Origin of the sequence: Pseudomonas sp. 34 E 7 (assembly GCF_900005715.1) — a bacterium.
GTDB classification, from domain to species: Bacteria; Pseudomonadota; Gammaproteobacteria; order Pseudomonadales; family Pseudomonadaceae; genus Aquipseudomonas; species Aquipseudomonas orientalis_A.
In genome coordinates this window covers 82484-97349 of record NZ_CVTX01000188.1, presented here as the reverse complement: position 1 = coordinate 97349, position 14866 = coordinate 82484, and the positions used below count along the sequence as shown (strand labels likewise).

Below are 14866 nucleotides of genomic sequence, written 5' to 3'. Positions count from 1 at the left end.
GCGCAAGGTTGGGCAAGCCCAACGCCTGTTAATCGCGCGTGAATCGTATTGCTTGGTAGAGCGCAGGTCCGAGGCATGCTGCCACACCCCAGCGGTCGGCACTGCCACCTTCAGGCGTCTCGAAAGCTTTTCGGGGGCGTTGCGTCGATCCCGATCACTCGAATAATGTGACTGCGATCCAGTGTTTCCAATTCGAGAGCCCGTGCTTGTAAGAGCCTAATCAGTGCCTGGAAGTTAAGTTCCTTCTTGGTTGTCGGGTGTCGCCATTTCCTGTCCTTGCAGCACTATTACCAGAAAACCCGTAGTTGAGTTGTAGGTGCGCATGTACTGACCTACCTTGCCTAAGCAAGAGGATCATCACGAAGGGGTAGTTCTCAGGCAGGTTTCGCCTGCAATCAGTTGCTGGTAGAGACTCGTTGCAGCACACTCAGTCTACTGGCCCCACCTAAAGGAGATAAGGTTACATGAAGGATCAACCCAGCCCTATCCCCCTTGTTATCCTTGATGTTCAGGATGCCATTGATCGCCCGAATTGGGATGGCAAAAATAATCCTGAGTATGTAGCGGTGATCCAGCGCCTTCTCGACCACTGGCGATCAAACGGCTGGCCAGTTCTTCACGTGAAGCACGATGAACAGACTCCTACATCCAGCTATTACGTCCATGGCCCGTGGAATGGCATCAAGAAAGACGTTGCCCCGATAAAGGGAGAGACCATCATCATCAAACATGAAAATTGCGCCTTCATCGGCACCGAATTGGATGCCATTCTTAAAGGGATGCAGGTAAAGCGTTTGGTACTGACAGGCGTTGTAATTCATAACAGCATAGACGCCACTGTCCGTGCGGGAAAAGCACTCGGATACAGCATCATCATTCCCTCAGATGCCACGACAGCCGTGCCCGTCGTCGGGGCGCATGGAAAGTCCTGGGACGCCACAACCGTTCATGAACTGACCTTGGCAATACTCGGTGATGAGTATGCCGATGTCATGTCATCGGACGAAGTGGTCGCACAGCTCACCCTATGAAGTTATGTAGGCATCCACAGATGCGGCAGCAGTTGACCTACTTCACTCGCCCGCTGCGTCGGCAGCACAGCGCTTGCCTCAGTCCGTGGAAGCAACGTAAAAAATCAAATTTGACTACTAGAGTACGGACGCCATGCAATCACAGGTAATACACATTCCTCGGGTCACCGATAAGACCATCCTGAGTTTCTTTGGGAGAGTTTGTGCGCTAAGCGGTGTCGACACAGTCAAGATCAGCACCATCGGATTCGGAACCCTTGGTACGGAAGACCTGAGCAATCCAAGTGACGAGTTGAAGCAGCTTCTCTCCAAGAATTCTGCGCTTATATATTCAGCCGGAATAACGATTGAAGGCTTGTTCATCACTTACAGCAGAAACGGAGAAGATGGTAGCCCGAACAATGCGATATTCAGCAAAATCACTCTGTCGCATGACCCAAACTCTTACCAACATAAGCAACTGCCTGATATTGGCCTTATCTTGGAAGTGGTTGAGCTGATCAACAAAAAGCTCAAAGCGTTTAGCCCAAGTACTGAGCTGGGCAACCACGCTGCTCAAGCAAAGCTTGAAACACTTCATAACAGCACTCTTGAGCGGCTCGAACTGCTTAACGAAGAGCTGATCTCGAAAACACATGAATACCGCAGTGCCTTGGATCAGGAGTTTAGCGAGCACCGATCACGGCTAGACGCTGAGCATTCCTCCAAAGCCACGAAGTTGGAGGAGATCCACGCCCAGAAAATCGCCGAGATCGCCGACGAACGGGACAGCCTGCAGAAACAGAAGCAAGAGCTGGATGACAAGAGCAACACCCACGCCAGGCGAGAAATTCGGCGAGACATTCTTCGTGAGATAAAAGCACGCCAGAGCGTGTTTACCCTCACTGAAGGGACAAATAAACTGCGCAAACCTATTGCTGCAGGAATGTCCCTGCTGATCATATTTTTCGTCACCATGACAATCTCTACTACCTGGGAGCTTTATCGTCAGTTTCAGGCCCTTGATTCTCAACACCTAATCATTACAACTGTGAAACAGATAGCGTTCACGGCGGGCACAGTGGGTTCGATCCTATTCGCGATCCGCTGGATGAATCGCTGGTTCGAGCTGCACATGCACTCAGAGTTTTCGCTGAAGCAATTTGAATTGGATATGGAGAGAGCAAGCTGGTTAGTCGAAACCAATCTGGAATGGAAAGAGGTCAAAGGCTCTGGAATGCCAACCGAACTGTTGAAGTCTCTCTCTAAAAATCTTTTTGACACTCAGCAGGAGTCGGTCGAAAACCTTGTGCATCCAGCCGATCAGTTGGCCTCGGCACTGGTTGGGAGTGCATCTGCAATTCGGCTGCAAACTGGCGATTCGATGCTCGAAATCGATCCGAAAAAATTGGCGAAAACCAAACCTGTTCTTTCGAGCGCTGAAAAAAGCTGAACCTACTCGTAGGAAAACGATCGTGGCTGATGGGTTTGAAGATCTTCTAACAGAGGCTGGGTATCGCCTTATTGATCCAAACGGTAAGTGGCCGATAACTTGGGTCATCGGGGACAATTGGGTGGTCCTGAGCGAGTATTGGAAGTGGACAGTCGGCCCTGATGAGCCTGCTACCGAGGAACAAATTCGTGAGCTACTGGCACGTTCTGGCGGGACTTACGATTTGCAGGACTACTGATAGGAAATCTATGGATATCATCGCAATTCTGCAGCAGGCGTTGGACGCTTCTAACAAACTTCGTGATTTGGCCAAAAAAGTTGGCGACGCTGATTTCAAGATGATCGTCGCGGATCTGCACTCGGCTCTTGGGGACGCAAAGCTTGAATCTGGCGAACTCAAAATGAAGCTGGCTGCAGCTCAGGAACAGATCGTCCTTCTCCAAGCACAGGTCAAGCAGAAGGCTGTGGGGCAGCCTACATATACAAACGAAGGTGTCTACAGCTTTGAAGGTGAGACGGGACGATTTTGCACCTCCTGTTGGGACGTCGGCGAGCGGCGGGTGCGTCTTTCAAATGTGTCATCCGACTTTCATTTTGCAGGAAAGTGGATGTGCCCCAAATGTAATGCGTACTACGGTGCTGAAGACTAAGTCGATTGTTTAGGAAAGCGCGGCGGATCTGCCGCCTAGGTACACCAAAAGCCCAGCACTCGCGCTGGGCCGAGGCCTTAGAGCGATGCCCTTTTCGCGTCTACCTCTAGAGTTACCCTAGACGCTAATCCAGGCGTCACCACGGACGATCAGAACATGTTCAAGACGTTATTCGCAGCTACAGCCACTTTGTTACTCGTTGCGTGCGTGGCGACGCCTCAGGAACAACTGCTTATCACCACTGAGAAGCGGGAGTTCCTCTACGACTACGATGTGGCAGGGGCGAGCAAAGCACAGTTGTTCGCTCGTGCGAATGACTTCCTCGCAGTATCCTTTCAGAACAGCAAGCTCATCTCTCGGGTTGAGGACAAGGAACGAGGCGCGGTGATCGCTAAGGCCGTTTCGAGCTGGATGCTGAGCACGGATGGTTTGATTGTTACCGGCGTGCCTTGCTACTCGAACTACGACATATACTTCATCGCAAAGGATGGCCGGGCCCGGCTCCAACTCGAGCTGGTTGCTGGTGCACCCCATCCGTCCAGTTGCGGCTGGACCCTTCCCCCCAAGCGCGATTACCCGCAGATCGTTGATCAGTTCAACGATATCGACGCCAGCTTAGGAAAATCGCTCCGAGGAGAGGGGAAACTCGACAAGCTGAACGACTTTTAACGTCTCTCTAGACCAGGCCCGTGATAGGTGGTTAGAACCGGCGCCACTTATTTAAAGGAAAAAAGCATGAAACAGGCTAACGCGCAGATTTTCTCTCGAACACTTGCGGGGGGGCTGGTTCAGTTTCGTAATGCGGTGGATGGCAACAACCAGAATGGCGCGAACCTTTGCTATGTGACCGCCTTGGGGCTGATCACTGGTGCAACCCTCTGTGGTGGCCTGGAGCAGGCAAAAGGCAAAGAATTGCTGGCCACTCTGGATGAGACGCGGGCAGCTTTTGAGGCATCGTTTGGCGAAGCTCCCGGCTCCCCCGAGATCCATATCAACTGACAATGGAAAAGCGACCAGGATGGTCGCGGCATTTTGTCGGATAGTAGTTTGATGCGCTGGACCGGTACTTCACCGAAACTGCGCTGGACCAGATTCATTACTTCAGCGCTCAGCTTGATCCGGAGAAGCTGGGCGAGAGGATCGATGTGTACTTCGAGATGCGCAGTCGTGGCGCGCTTTCAGACGGCAAGGGCAATGCACTGCTAGAGCTCCGGATTGAGGCCAGGGACGTTTACAAAACCTTGCTCTATATGGGCGACCAGCCACGTGCCGAGCTGCAGGCCAGCCTTGGCGTTGGGGAGCTCACTACCCGGGGGCTGTTGAGCCAGATGGCGAAAGAGGGTTTGATCACCCTCGACGGACGCAAGCCGGTATCCCTGAACCTTTCGCGGCACTCAATCGAGTTCCTGTTCCCCTACCTTTGGTACGGGAGCTGGAGCACCTTTGGAATGCTAAGAAAAGTGCAGCTATCGGGCCGTGTTATGTCATGCACATGGGATTAGCGTCCGATTAAAGGAAATCGCGGTACCGCCCAAGCCCAGCCCATGCTGGGCTGGGGCCGTAAAGGGGGACGCACGTTGTGTACTCCAATTCAAGGAGAGAAATGTGAAGTACAGCATCGACTATCAGCAACTGCACGCAGGCCATCAGCGCCCTTCGGATGACGGAGATGTCGTCGGCGTAGAGTTTGAAAGTGAATCGGGTTTCGCTCTCATACCCAACGTTGGGGATTTCGTAAATGTCCCTGCCATGGAGGGGCATGTCAGCGTGAAAGATGTCGTTAAGACGCGTCTCTTCAGCTACACCCGCGTTGGAGAACAACTTTTCTGCGGCATCAATATCGTTGTTGAAGAACGTGACGACATAAACTGGGGCGTTCTGATCAAGGAGTGATTCGGCACGCCTTGCTTAGGCGGGGCCTGACGAGAGCCGATTCAGCGAGTCGGCTACCGACAGTCACAGTCACAATGGAAAACCCCGCTCAAGCCCAGCATCTGCTTGGCAGCGGCAGTAGAACCAACCCCCTCCGTATCTGCAAAGGAACCCCGTCGATGAGCAACGACCCGACTTCGCCAAATAGCTTCGAGCATTCCCGCCTGGCCGACCTGATCGCCATGCATCAGGCCATTGCAGCGCTGGGCCAGGTCACCGACCTGGCGGCCGGGCAGGCGCAGCAGGCGGCCTTGTATGCCCGCTTAGAGGCGCTGCACCCGACGCTGATCAGCGTCGAGGAGCGCGGTGCGTTCAATCTGCTGATTGGCTCCATGGCCGTCGTGCGCGCCGAGACCCTGGGCGCCAGATCCCCATCCCCTCATATGTGAAAGCCAGTAACGGAATGTCCGTTGCATCCACAAGCCCGCAAGTGTGGGCTAAGCGCATAAAGAGGGATGCTTTTCGCATCCCAGAATTGGACAGGAAAGCTCATGACCAACATCCGTGTTCGTAGTATCAGAGGCCACTATCGCGATAACGATGGTTCGCTTACCCAGGGCTCGTTGGTATTTATCGACCTTTCTGGCAAGGGAATCTGCACCGAGGATGGTAAGCAACTTCGAGCACGCCGCCTTAAGTCTTCATCCTCCACTGAATGCGACGAACTGTACGGTCCCGAAATAGGGTTTGATTTTTTGCCTGACAAAGGCGAGTGCGAGCGGGTGGGTATCCCGGTTGATCCGGCTGAGTGATGGGAAATCAGACAAGGAACCTATTCCATGAGTGCCCCTGGAAAAAAACGTCCAACTCCGTTACCGGAATCGATGACCATCCTCCTCACCGGCCCCGATTTGGCTTATCTCGATGCCTACCGCCAGGCTGAACATGATGTGTCTTATCCCCCGGCTGAGGTTCGGCATGGGGGAGCGTGGACTGCGTACAAAGCTGATTGTAAAAGACGCAGTGATGACGCATTACGCGGCCTGTTGGTAGCCTTGCTCCATCAGGCTGAAAATGGCCGTCCAACTAAACCCGAGTAGCTCGGAAAATAGCATCGCGCAAGCCCAGCCCTCGCGCTGGGCCGAGGCGGTAGAGAGGTGCTGTTTGCGTGCCTATAGAACGTCAGAGGTCGTTATGAGTGTCAATGCAGGGAAGGTGGAGCTTACTCTTATTTACGGTCAGCCAGGCGAGTTGGGGCGAACATCAGAGCCTCAGAAATATTCAGTCGTGATGCAGCGCATGCATAGCTGTTACTCGTTTACAGTCACGCCTTCGGAAGTCGGTGTTGCTTTACTCAAGGCACCTGGTCTTTCCCGCGCTCGTATCAGGCTGAACGATGGCACAGTGATCGAGGGTGCCGTGCGCTGTGTTCAACACAACTATTTTGAGTTGGTCGAAGACAAGCGGCCAGTGTAGGCCTCGTTGCCCTGACCGAGGACGGATCGACCGTGCACCGCGCAGGAGGGCTCGATCTGTGACGCGACGAGCGCCTTTCGGCCTCAAAAGATCGAGCAACGAAAAGTTGACGGAAAACGTATTACCACAACAACTGCTGCAGGAGAACGTATTATGGAGTTAGTTACGTTGGCTCAGATAGACCTGAACAGAATAGGGACTGCAAGTTTTTCATCCCGAAAAAACTTATCAAAGATCATGGAAATTGCCGATGGCCAGACCGAAACATTGAAGCAAGCAGTGATGGCCTTAGCTGCGGAAAATGGTGAATCCACAGATCGACTTCAATTGCTGCACCTAGTGAACGCTAGACCTTACGGATCTGTTGCGGGATGCATCGCGTTTGACATTCAAGATCCCATGACTCAATACAGCGATGTCTATTCGAATTGCCTTGCGTATCCAGCATTAAAAATTGGAGAGCGTTACTTTAAGCTTCAAGAAATTGAAGTCGAATAGGAAAACGGAGCTAATCCATGAGTAATGACCTAGCAGGCAGCATCCGCTTCGGTACAACCCCAGATATTCCGCGCAAGACAATTGAGGTACTGCGGCTGAGCGACAACCTCAACATGATGGCCCTGCAGCACCTGAACTTCATCGAATCAGCACCAACGGAAACCCGGCTGGCCTATGCCCACGGTCGGGCTGACGGGCACATTGAAGGGTTGGATGATGAGGGTGCGCTCACGGGGCAGCAGGGCGCTGTACTGCAAAACGCTTTCCAAAGCGCCCATGATACGCGGCTTGCCCAGCTGCAAGGCCGAGATATCTAGGAAAGAGGAGCAACACTGTATGGGAATGCCGAGCGAACCGCATCATGACGTATATGTTTTGAGCCTTGCACGGAAGTGTCCATTTCCAGAATGGCTTTTGCTGGAGCTACCAAATGGGAAATGGGGAGCATTCTGGCATGCAGGGCTAGAGGGAGCTTGGTCTACGGCTGTTTGGGAAGGTGATTATTCAGCATGCGCCTTGGTCCATGCTGATCGATTCGAGGTGCTTCGCTATATGGAGAAGCATCAGTCCCCCTAAGGTAGGAAAAATCGCGTTACCGCCCAAGCCCAGCCAAATGCTGGGCTGAGCCTGTAGAAGGATGTTGATTTTCGCGTCTGCAAAGTCAGGCAAAATCAGCAGCGCATTATTCTCGGCGATATCGAGTGGGTGGAACCCGTCTAATGAACAAAAATGAACGTATGTCATCTGAAGATTACATTAGGAGCAAATTGCTCGGATACGGCGTCAGCCTAGACCTAGCCACCCGAGCTCAGGATAAGGGATTAAACCTCCAGACAATTCGAAGCCTTAAAGTGCAGGATCTGGTCAGTAATTACGGATTTACTCATGAAGAGGTCAAGGAGATTAGAGTCTGCATAAAGCGCAGAGCCATACCACAAGAAATAATAGAGTTGCTTTTGAGGCGCTCTAACTACCTATGTTGTCTCTGCAAAGGCGACAAAGGTAGGTCTTATATAATCCACCATATAGTTCCATATGCTGAGACGCAAGATAACTCTTACGATAATCTCATTGTTTTGTGCCCAAATGACCATGATCTTGCGCATGGCGCTGGGCTAACAATGAAGATAACCGCTGTAAATCTAAGAAAAAGCAAGCTTGCTTGGGAAGTGGAAGTACAAGAGGCCAATGCGAGAAGAGCGGCGCAACTGATCGAGGTTAATGAGCATACGGTTGATTTTATTAATATTAGACGCATGGAGCAATTAAGTTTACAGGTCTTGGGTGAGATTCCGGAAACGAGATACACTCGGTCATTGCAGGATGCTAAAATCCTGAATAATAGAAGATCATTCGACCAGAAGTATGTTAGGGATAATTACTCTGGCAGAAACTATCTCTTTGATTATATTACGCATTACGAGGCCGAACACTATAAGGAAATTCTTGAGAAAGTAGCGACTAGAGTTCAGTTTGTTGATCTGCAAGAAGAGTCCAAGGGCGGATTTTGTCGTTTGAAAAAAACTGAGGGGGAAATAGCGTTCTTTATTGGCGGCGTTACCTCTAAAAGTGTGCTAATGCCCATTGCTGAGTCAGCTAGCGCAGTTACAGCAACGTATCGTCGCAAAGACCTTTTGATTGAATGGTTAATTGATCCTAATTATCTGATGTCTTGTTCAGCAATCCTTAGGCTCGGACGGAAATACCGATTTATAATTTATTTCAGAGTTATGAGTGTTGAACCTACGAATAACGATGGTTCGTATGTTAGGGGTAGTCCGTTATTGATGGCGCAGCCTTCCTGCTATGTTGATAAAACTCCTGCAATAAAGTACGCAATGTCCCCTGAAAGCGAAGACGATTGGTGGCCTGCGTAACGCAAAATACGGACCGATTACTTTCTGACCGCCGGTAAAGCCGAAGGCTGAAGGAAAACGCTCAGCTGCACCCTCAATCCCTGGCCTAATAAACTGGGGCCAAGTGAGTATAAGGGCGCCCATTTAGCGTCCTAGCATGGGAGAGAACAACGTGACGGACTACTTCAGTGATCGCGAGAGCGGGCCTGTTCCTCGTATAGATCAGGAGATATCGCCGGTTGCTTGGGCCGGTATTGTGGCTGTGGTTCAGGCATATATAGCCAATGGTGGTTTTGGCTTCCGCTTTCCGGTGAATTGTCCCGATGGAGCCGCTCCTTATGGTACTGATGAGAAAGCCCTAGGGGCCAATGTCAGGGCCTTGATGCCAGGCTTAGAATGGCCGCTTCAAACTACTCAGACAGATCCTGATTTTAGCTTTGGGTCCCCAATTCCAATGGCACCAGCAACACTGCTAATTCTCGATTTCGTAGAGTATGTGCATGCAGTGGTAGCGAAGCCTTTCGTAGTCAAACGTCACGATTATCACAACCATAATCACCTGGGTTTTAATCAGAGTGAAGGCCAGTTTGAGTTCATGGCAGACGTTAACAGTGTATTTGCACGATGCGGAGTAGCCTACGAGTTGCAATCCAATGGGCGAGTCGTACGTCTATTGCCTCTGATTTTGCGTGAGACGCTTAGTAGAGCAGTCTTCCGAACAGGCGATAAGATCTTGGACAATGGTCTCGAAGAGTCTCGGGCGAAGTTTTCCTCACCAGATCCGATCATTCGTCGGGAAGCACTTGAGCGTTTATGGGATGCATTTGAACGGCTGAAATCGCTTGCTGATGCAGATAAAAAGAGATCGATCTCGATGATTTTGGACGCTACTGCTAGCGAACCCGCCTTCCGTACGATGCTTGATTTCGAAGCGAAACAACTGACCGATATAGGCAACAATTTCCTCATTCGCCATTACGAAAAGCGTCAAGTGCCGGTTATCCATACAGACCATGTTGATTACCTGTTTCACCGGCTGTTTGCGTTTATTCAACTCCTACTCAGACGGGGTTGGATCAACGGCATCGAACGATAGGAAAAATCGCTGCACACCACCGGCCCTGGATTGGGCTTTTAGCAGTACCAGGGCGCTCTGATCGCTCCCACGATGATTGACAGGAGAATCTCATGGTTGAAGTTTTGCTAGGACTCATTGCTGGTCTCTTGGGGGTGATATGCATCCTTGAGTTTGGAATCCTATTCAACGTATCCCAAGTAAAGACCGGAATTTCGTCGCTCATTCAGACCACTGCAGTTCTTCACGACATAAGTGCCGACCAAAGTCAAAGGTTCCAATCGACTACTGCTCACCTGGAGCAATTAGTTGAGGCGTCTGTAAACATTGATCGGAGCATTGCGGACATCAAAGATGTTACTGACGTTATTTATCGGTACAAATTACCAAATGCGGCTGAGAGAGCGTTTCTGGACCAGATGGAGATAGATAACGAGGTTTCTAACGGCATTCTGAACTCTGATGGGCGTCAGACATAGAAGGGCGACTTAATTATAATTTCGCCATAGCGCAAATAGTGCATGACCGTCACTTTGAATCGCCCCTGATTTCATAGACGCGTTCAATTGTCTGACTTTTGCCAATTAGCCAGTTCTGAATGACGGAAGCGGGTCGGAAGTCGCCTGACCCGACCGGCGGCTTTTGGCCGATTTCTGCCTGTCGTAACTTGCAGAAGTCGGCCAGTTGCAGCTAGGCAGGGATACAGGCCCGCTCGCTATCATCTGCTTTTAACATGTTGATCTTGTTCCGCTCAGAGTAAAGGCTGCCGTCGTCATCTATTGTGCATCCTTTGCACGTTATTTTTTTGCGACTGACATGTCGTCATCCGTCGATCATCTGACGCGAGATAGGATGACAGCGTTAGCCAGTCCACCCACTTCGTTAGATTTCCGACGGTAGAACGGTCTGAAATCGAATTCCGGGGGCTCAGCGATCGGTCACCATTTTGGCTCTTACAGCGAAGAGAGCCTTGGCCATGAGTAAAGAAGCACAGACGATAGTCACCCTGCTGGATCAGCAGTACGAGCAGTTGCTTGCGGACGCGAGATGCCTGGCCGCAAGCTATATAGATGCGTCCATGAAGATATACAAAAAGACTGGGGTTAAATCTGTCGTGGCTGCCGTTTCAATCAAGCAAACGAGCCCGAATGCGTACTCGATCTACTGGTGTAAACTGGTGCCACTGCAAGGGCAAAAAAACAAGTTCGCGCCCCTGACTATTCCCAAAGGCAACGGTAAACACAAATACCCAGCCTCCTCATTTGAGTTTGTTAAATCCCCTTACCGTGTCCTCGTTTTACAGGTTGAGGAGCGTCTGGCTGAGATTCGCAGCATCGCCAGTGAGAATCGTCAGCTGCGTCGGACGTTGGTCGCCTATGAGAAAAAGCTGTCTAGATATCAAGCGCTTGATCATGGCGACCTCTGCTCGGAGGCGTAGAGGCTGAGCATACTATAAGCAGTGCAAAACGGATCTGAACCGACTTCAATACCCGAAAGCCCTGTGCAGCTTGGTCTGACGGGGCTTTCTCGTATCAGCAGTGAACTCCGGCGAGACATGTTGCTGCGCTTGGTCGGGACAGACGTCGGGTGTGGGCTATAAGCAGTGTAATGCGCTAAATCTACTCGCTGTCAGCTAGCAGGCCCGTGCACGCGGGGGGGCGCAGGCCGTATTTGCTATTAGCAGTGACGCTTACGACCAAGTCAGTCGGCCAACTGTGATCGGTATTAGTAGTGAAAGTCTTCACTTTCATAAAATAATCTTTGGTAGGTGCCGGCCTATCTGGTACCCGTGTCGCGTAGCGGGTTGTGACTGTAACGCGCTATCCCTCACGGCCTCGCTGCTGTTCGAATGAAATGCGGTTCATTACGCACATGGGGATGGGGTAGCCCTGGATGTGTGTCTTGAAGGCCTCGTTGCCTGCGATCACCATGATGCAGGATAGGCTTCTGAGGAAGCGCATTCCTCGTCCCGAGTAATTGCGCGGGATGATCTCCCATGATTCGTCGTTGTAGTAACAACCAACGATTTCTGACCAGTGCGATTGGATGCCCGCGCCCATGATGCCTACCGGGGTCAGGCAGAAAACTTCTACCTGGGTTTCCTGCCCAAGAGGTACAGCATAAATCCGACCGTTTGGTGCAATAGGTGGGAAGTACTGCCCGTTACCAAGGTGACGAAATTCCATGGTGCTGCTCCGATTAGATGAGGTCGCTAGACACTCTCCGGAAGCTTTCGGAAAACCCAAGATGAGATGCTGCCTGCGAGTCGGCGCATGGGTTTTAGTGTACTCGGCAAGCTAACTTGTCACATGGAGGGCGTGCATGTCGCTGATCTAAACGCTTCGGCGCTCCGGTCACTTTCGCTATGGTGCGGAATTTGACAGCCCTTCCGAAGTCATCTGATGACCTCATGGGCTTGGGGGAAATACGCGTAGCGCAGCGGTAGATTGCCTTGCCGATAGATTTGGGTAAGCGCCCGCTGCCAGGGGGGCAGCGGGCAGTTTGTTGCAGGTATCTGGCCGTTCCGCTGAAGGCTCAATCGTCGCCGTGCTTCTTGTCCAGGTACGCTGCGACCATATAGCCTATTACACCTGCGATAGTCAGCGCACTGATGACGGCAAACACGGCATATACAAGCAATTCAAAACGATCCATACCCTGACTCCGTTAATTCGAGCTCTGCCAAGGTTAAGGGCGTCTGATCTAATCCCAAATCTGCTGTGTGATGGCTTAGCGACTGGTACCGGCGGCTTCGTTCCCCAGGTTGGCTCGGGCACCGACGTACGCATCAGTTTCCCAGATACGCTTATTCCCGAGCTCGTAGGCGACGTTATTCCGGGCCTCCAGATCCTCATCGTTGGGAGCTTTGCCCCTAAGAATCGGGGCGTGGTGACCAGACAATCGCCGGTAGAGCTCGCAGGCATATGCCGCACGACAATCATCAATGTTTAGTCCGTGAGAAAGTAAAAGCTCTTGAGCTGCAGGTAGGCTCTTTAATTTCCATGTACGCCAAGCTGCTGGCGTCGCGTGACTGCTGCCCTGAAGTTTTTGAAATGCCGCGGCCTTCTCCAAAATTACAATTTGCTCAGGGGCAGAAATATTAACGATCCGATGCTCATGCTTATCTTTGCTGAACACATAAAAGATGTTTTCTTCTTTGGCGTCCTTGTGAGCATCTTCTGCGTCGAAGAAAAAAGCCTCAAGCAATGACATGCCGAGGTATCGAACTAGACTGATTAATGTTGCTAGCTGCTCTGAGTAGAGAGCCTGAATATCCACCATCGCGGCTTCAAACTTAGTTCGGTCAAGACTGCGCGGCACAGTAATACGTGCGTGGCTTGGGAAACCAAGACGGCTATCGACGTTAGCCGCTGCGCCCTTCCAACGGCCATCAGTTGCGAAGCCCATCACTGAATATACAGTCTCAAGCAGGGCCGACACGCTTTGCAGCGGAAGATTCCCTTGGTATGCCTGGATGTAGAGCTCTTCCCCGTACTCCCTCACCAGTTTTTTATTGACGAGTTCCAGGATATCCACCTCGTGGGACTCCCTGGCATAAACACTAAACTGCGCCCATTGCTGGTCGTGGATCATGGCCTCGTGCTGACTGAGTAGCCCGCGCCGGACTGCCTCCCCGAGTATTGCCGAGCCGGCCTTGGTCAAGTCCCGATCAAAATGTGATTGGAAACTCTGCTTCATGGTCATTCCTCCATTCAGCTCAGGTGCTGAGCTGCTAAAGGAAATGTTGAGCGAGAAAAAATATTCTGGGCTTCGTTTTCGGTCGCATTTAGCGCCTGAAATTGACGAGCGCATCCATCCCGTAAACGGTGGTTTATGGCACACCTATTCCAGATGATCTTTTGGGCTTGGGATTTACCACTTTCCTGTCACTTTTCCCGTACCGAAATCAGTGTGAGAAAAACGTATGGGAAAGCGGATTGGGTACGCCCGAGTTTCGACTGATGATCAGAATCTCGACCTGCAGCGAGATGCACTTGCCCTGGCTGGGTGCTCAACAGTCTACGAGGAGACCATGAGCGGCAAGTCGGCGGACAGGCCGGAGCTGGGGCATTGCCTCAAAGCTCTGCGTAAAGGTGACACTCTAGTTGTCTGGCGACTGGACCGCCTCGGTCGTTCTTTGCCTGACTTGGTTGGGATTGTCAGTAGCTTGGAGCGGGAAGGGGTGGCCTTCGAATCCATAACCGAACGAATCGAAACCACCAGCGCTGCCGGCAAGCTGATCTTTCACGTGTTCGCTGCCCTGGCGGAGTTCGAGCGCAACCTCACTCGAGAGCGAACTCGTGCAGGACTGGCTGCGGCTCGTGCCCGTGGGAGAAAAGGTGGACGCAAGCCTGCGCTGGATGATCGTCAGGTGCGTGAGATACGAGCTCTTCTCAGAGATCCTGAGATACAGGTGGCCGATGTTGCCCGACGGTATGGCGTTTCTCGAACAACGCTTTACCGCTACGTCGGTTCGCCGAAATCATCTGCGATCGTTTAAGTGGTGGTGGTATTTTCCGCTGAAGTTGCCCAGATAATTTTGGGCGCTATGACCTAGCAGGCAAGTGAAGGATGGCTCCGGCGTACTACGCGTGCCGGACTACCACTGAATAAATAGGGAGTTTTCATGTCGATGCTTTTTTCTGTGAAGGGATGCGTTGGTAACTTGCTATTGGTTGCGCTGTTTGGTTGCTCCAGTACCCCGAAGGTCACGCTGCCAGAACCTAAAGATGTTCCTCGCGAGAAATGGTCCGATGCCATGCTGGTTCTGGAAGCCATGCGCATCGATGGTCAGCGCGATATTCCATTGCTCATCACCTGCCCGAATGGATGTATGCATACTATCCTAGACGGAATTGGCCTAAGGACTTCCGACCTGCCGCGATTTACAACAAGAACGGCAATCTCTGTTTCATTGGGAAGTAGTTTTTAGCTGAACTACCCAGTTGGCGGTAAGCCTGCCAATTATGAAGGGC

18 protein-coding genes and 1 pseudogene are annotated in these 14866 nt (G+C 51.6%); 17 read left to right on the top strand and 2 right to left on the bottom strand.

Translation table 11 applies throughout. From position 1 onward, the window contains the following. Nucleotides 1–464 precede the first annotated feature (464 nt). The 15 genes and pseudogenes from BFP96_RS26560 to mobI all read left to right on the top strand — a co-directional run bounded on the left by BFP96_RS26560 (nt 465) and on the right by mobI (nt 11328). The gene (locus BFP96_RS26560) at nt 465–1031 is read left to right on the top strand and encodes an isochorismatase family protein (protein ID WP_065937330.1); all 567 of its coding nucleotides are present in this window, start codon (nt 465–467) and stop codon (nt 1029–1031) included. Nucleotides 1032–1164: 133 nt separating this feature from the next. Then, nucleotides 1165–2463: a hypothetical protein gene (locus BFP96_RS26555; protein ID WP_065937329.1), complete on the top strand. Its 1299-nt coding sequence runs from the start codon at nt 1165–1167 to the stop codon at nt 2461–2463. A gap of 248 nt (nt 2464–2711) precedes the next feature. Beyond that, a complete protein-coding gene (locus BFP96_RS26545) occupies nt 2712–3113 on the top strand; it encodes a hypothetical protein (RefSeq protein ID WP_004577405.1) in 402 nt (133 codons plus the stop codon). Nucleotides 3114–3269: 156 nt separating this feature from the next. Continuing rightward, nucleotides 3270–3782 carry a DUF4468 domain-containing protein gene (locus BFP96_RS29765; protein ID WP_083216697.1) on the top strand — a complete coding sequence of 171 codons (513 nt, stop codon included), beginning with the start codon at nt 3270–3272 and terminating at the stop codon, nt 3780–3782. A gap of 66 nt (nt 3783–3848) precedes the next feature. Beyond that, complete coding sequence (locus BFP96_RS26535; RefSeq protein ID WP_065937327.1) at nt 3849–4112, top strand: hypothetical protein; 264 nt, start codon at nt 3849–3851, stop codon at nt 4110–4112. A 6-nt stretch (nt 4113–4118) separates the two neighbouring features. Continuing rightward, nucleotides 4119–4537, top strand: a pseudogene (locus tag BFP96_RS26530) (Fic family protein); the annotation flags it as partial. Nucleotides 4538–4718: 181 nt separating this feature from the next. Next, nucleotides 4719–5006, top strand: a complete 288-nt coding sequence (locus BFP96_RS26525; protein WP_065937326.1) for a hypothetical protein — start codon at nt 4719–4721, stop codon at nt 5004–5006. A gap of 158 nt (nt 5007–5164) precedes the next feature. Continuing rightward, complete coding sequence (locus tag BFP96_RS26520; RefSeq protein ID WP_065937325.1) at nt 5165–5434, top strand: hypothetical protein; 270 nt, start codon at nt 5165–5167, stop codon at nt 5432–5434. A 102-nt stretch (nt 5435–5536) separates the two neighbouring features. Then, nucleotides 5537–5797: a hypothetical protein gene (locus BFP96_RS26515; protein WP_065937324.1), complete on the top strand. Its 261-nt coding sequence runs from the start codon at nt 5537–5539 to the stop codon at nt 5795–5797. Between the two features lie 817 nt (nt 5798–6614). After that, on the top strand, nt 6615–6959 hold the full coding sequence (locus BFP96_RS26510; RefSeq protein WP_065937323.1) for a hypothetical protein: 345 nt from the start codon (nt 6615–6617) through the stop codon (nt 6957–6959). 17 nt (nt 6960–6976) lie between these two features. Further along, a complete protein-coding gene (locus tag BFP96_RS26505; protein WP_065937322.1) occupies nt 6977–7276 on the top strand; it encodes a hypothetical protein in 300 nt (99 codons plus the stop codon). A gap of 402 nt (nt 7277–7678) precedes the next feature. Continuing rightward, on the top strand, nt 7679–8836 hold the full coding sequence (locus tag BFP96_RS26495; RefSeq protein ID WP_083216696.1) for an HNH endonuclease signature motif containing protein: 1158 nt from the start codon (nt 7679–7681) through the stop codon (nt 8834–8836). A 151-nt stretch (nt 8837–8987) separates the two neighbouring features. Continuing rightward, nucleotides 8988–9911: an AbiJ-NTD4 domain-containing protein gene (locus BFP96_RS26490; RefSeq protein ID WP_065937351.1), complete on the top strand. Its 924-nt coding sequence runs from the start codon at nt 8988–8990 to the stop codon at nt 9909–9911. A 92-nt stretch (nt 9912–10003) separates the two neighbouring features. Continuing rightward, entirely contained in the window at nt 10004–10369 is a 366-nt protein-coding gene (locus BFP96_RS26485; protein WP_065937319.1) for a hypothetical protein, read from the top strand. A gap of 497 nt (nt 10370–10866) precedes the next feature. After that, on the top strand, nt 10867–11328 hold the full coding sequence (mobI, locus tag BFP96_RS26480) for a conjugative transfer protein MobI(A/C) (protein ID WP_065937318.1): 462 nt from the start codon (nt 10867–10869) through the stop codon (nt 11326–11328). A gap of 382 nt (nt 11329–11710) precedes the next feature. Here mobI and BFP96_RS26475 read toward each other — a convergent pair whose 3' ends face one another. Together BFP96_RS26475 and BFP96_RS26470 are read right to left on the bottom strand one after the other, a co-directional pair. Next, the gene (locus tag BFP96_RS26475; protein WP_065937317.1) at nt 11711–12076 is read right to left on the bottom strand and encodes a hypothetical protein; all 366 of its coding nucleotides are present in this window, start codon (nt 12074–12076) and stop codon (nt 11711–11713) included. 544 nt (nt 12077–12620) lie between these two features. Then, complete coding sequence (locus BFP96_RS26470) at nt 12621–13589, bottom strand: integrase (protein WP_065937316.1); 969 nt, start codon at nt 13587–13589, stop codon at nt 12621–12623. Nucleotides 13590–13815: 226 nt separating this feature from the next. Here BFP96_RS26470 and BFP96_RS26465 point away from each other — a divergent pair, with 226 nt between their 5' ends. Next, nucleotides 13816–14391 (top strand): recombinase family protein, encoded by a 576-nt coding sequence (locus BFP96_RS26465; protein WP_065937315.1) that lies wholly within the window; start codon nt 13816–13818, stop codon nt 14389–14391. Between the two features lie 126 nt (nt 14392–14517). Next, the gene (locus tag BFP96_RS29760; RefSeq protein ID WP_170876041.1) at nt 14518–14823 is read left to right on the top strand and encodes a hypothetical protein; all 306 of its coding nucleotides are present in this window, start codon (nt 14518–14520) and stop codon (nt 14821–14823) included. Nucleotides 14824–14866: the final 43 nt, after the last annotated feature.

Excerpts from the sequence above, each read along its gene's own strand:
- BFP96_RS26560 (WP_065937330.1), top strand. The coding sequence starts at position 465 with ATGAAGGATCAACCCAGCCCTATCCCCCTTGTTATCCTTGATGTTCAG.
- BFP96_RS26555 (WP_065937329.1), top strand. The coding sequence starts at position 1,165 with ATGCAATCACAGGTAATACACATTCCTCGGGTCACCGATAAGACCATC.
- BFP96_RS26545 (WP_004577405.1), top strand. The coding sequence starts at position 2,712 with ATGGATATCATCGCAATTCTGCAGCAGGCGTTGGACGCTTCTAACAAA.
- BFP96_RS29765 (WP_083216697.1), top strand. The coding sequence starts at position 3,270 with ATGTTCAAGACGTTATTCGCAGCTACAGCCACTTTGTTACTCGTTGCG.
- BFP96_RS26535 (WP_065937327.1), top strand. The coding sequence starts at position 3,849 with ATGAAACAGGCTAACGCGCAGATTTTCTCTCGAACACTTGCGGGGGGG.
- BFP96_RS26520 (WP_065937325.1), top strand. The coding sequence starts at position 5,165 with ATGAGCAACGACCCGACTTCGCCAAATAGCTTCGAGCATTCCCGCCTG.
- BFP96_RS26515 (WP_065937324.1), top strand. The coding sequence starts at position 5,537 with ATGACCAACATCCGTGTTCGTAGTATCAGAGGCCACTATCGCGATAAC.
- BFP96_RS26510 (WP_065937323.1), top strand. The coding sequence starts at position 6,615 with ATGGAGTTAGTTACGTTGGCTCAGATAGACCTGAACAGAATAGGGACT.
- BFP96_RS26505 (WP_065937322.1), top strand. The coding sequence starts at position 6,977 with ATGAGTAATGACCTAGCAGGCAGCATCCGCTTCGGTACAACCCCAGAT.
- BFP96_RS26495 (WP_083216696.1), top strand. The coding sequence starts at position 7,679 with ATGAACAAAAATGAACGTATGTCATCTGAAGATTACATTAGGAGCAAA.
- BFP96_RS26485 (WP_065937319.1), top strand. The coding sequence starts at position 10,004 with ATGGTTGAAGTTTTGCTAGGACTCATTGCTGGTCTCTTGGGGGTGATA.
- mobI (WP_065937318.1), top strand. The coding sequence starts at position 10,867 with ATGAGTAAAGAAGCACAGACGATAGTCACCCTGCTGGATCAGCAGTAC.
- BFP96_RS26475 (WP_065937317.1), bottom strand. The coding sequence starts at position 12,076 with ATGGAATTTCGTCACCTTGGTAACGGGCAGTACTTCCCACCTATTGCA.
- BFP96_RS26470 (WP_065937316.1), bottom strand. The coding sequence starts at position 13,589 with ATGAAGCAGAGTTTCCAATCACATTTTGATCGGGACTTGACCAAGGCC.
- BFP96_RS26465 (WP_065937315.1), top strand. The coding sequence starts at position 13,816 with ATGGGAAAGCGGATTGGGTACGCCCGAGTTTCGACTGATGATCAGAAT.
- BFP96_RS29760 (WP_170876041.1), top strand. The coding sequence starts at position 14,518 with ATGTCGATGCTTTTTTCTGTGAAGGGATGCGTTGGTAACTTGCTATTG.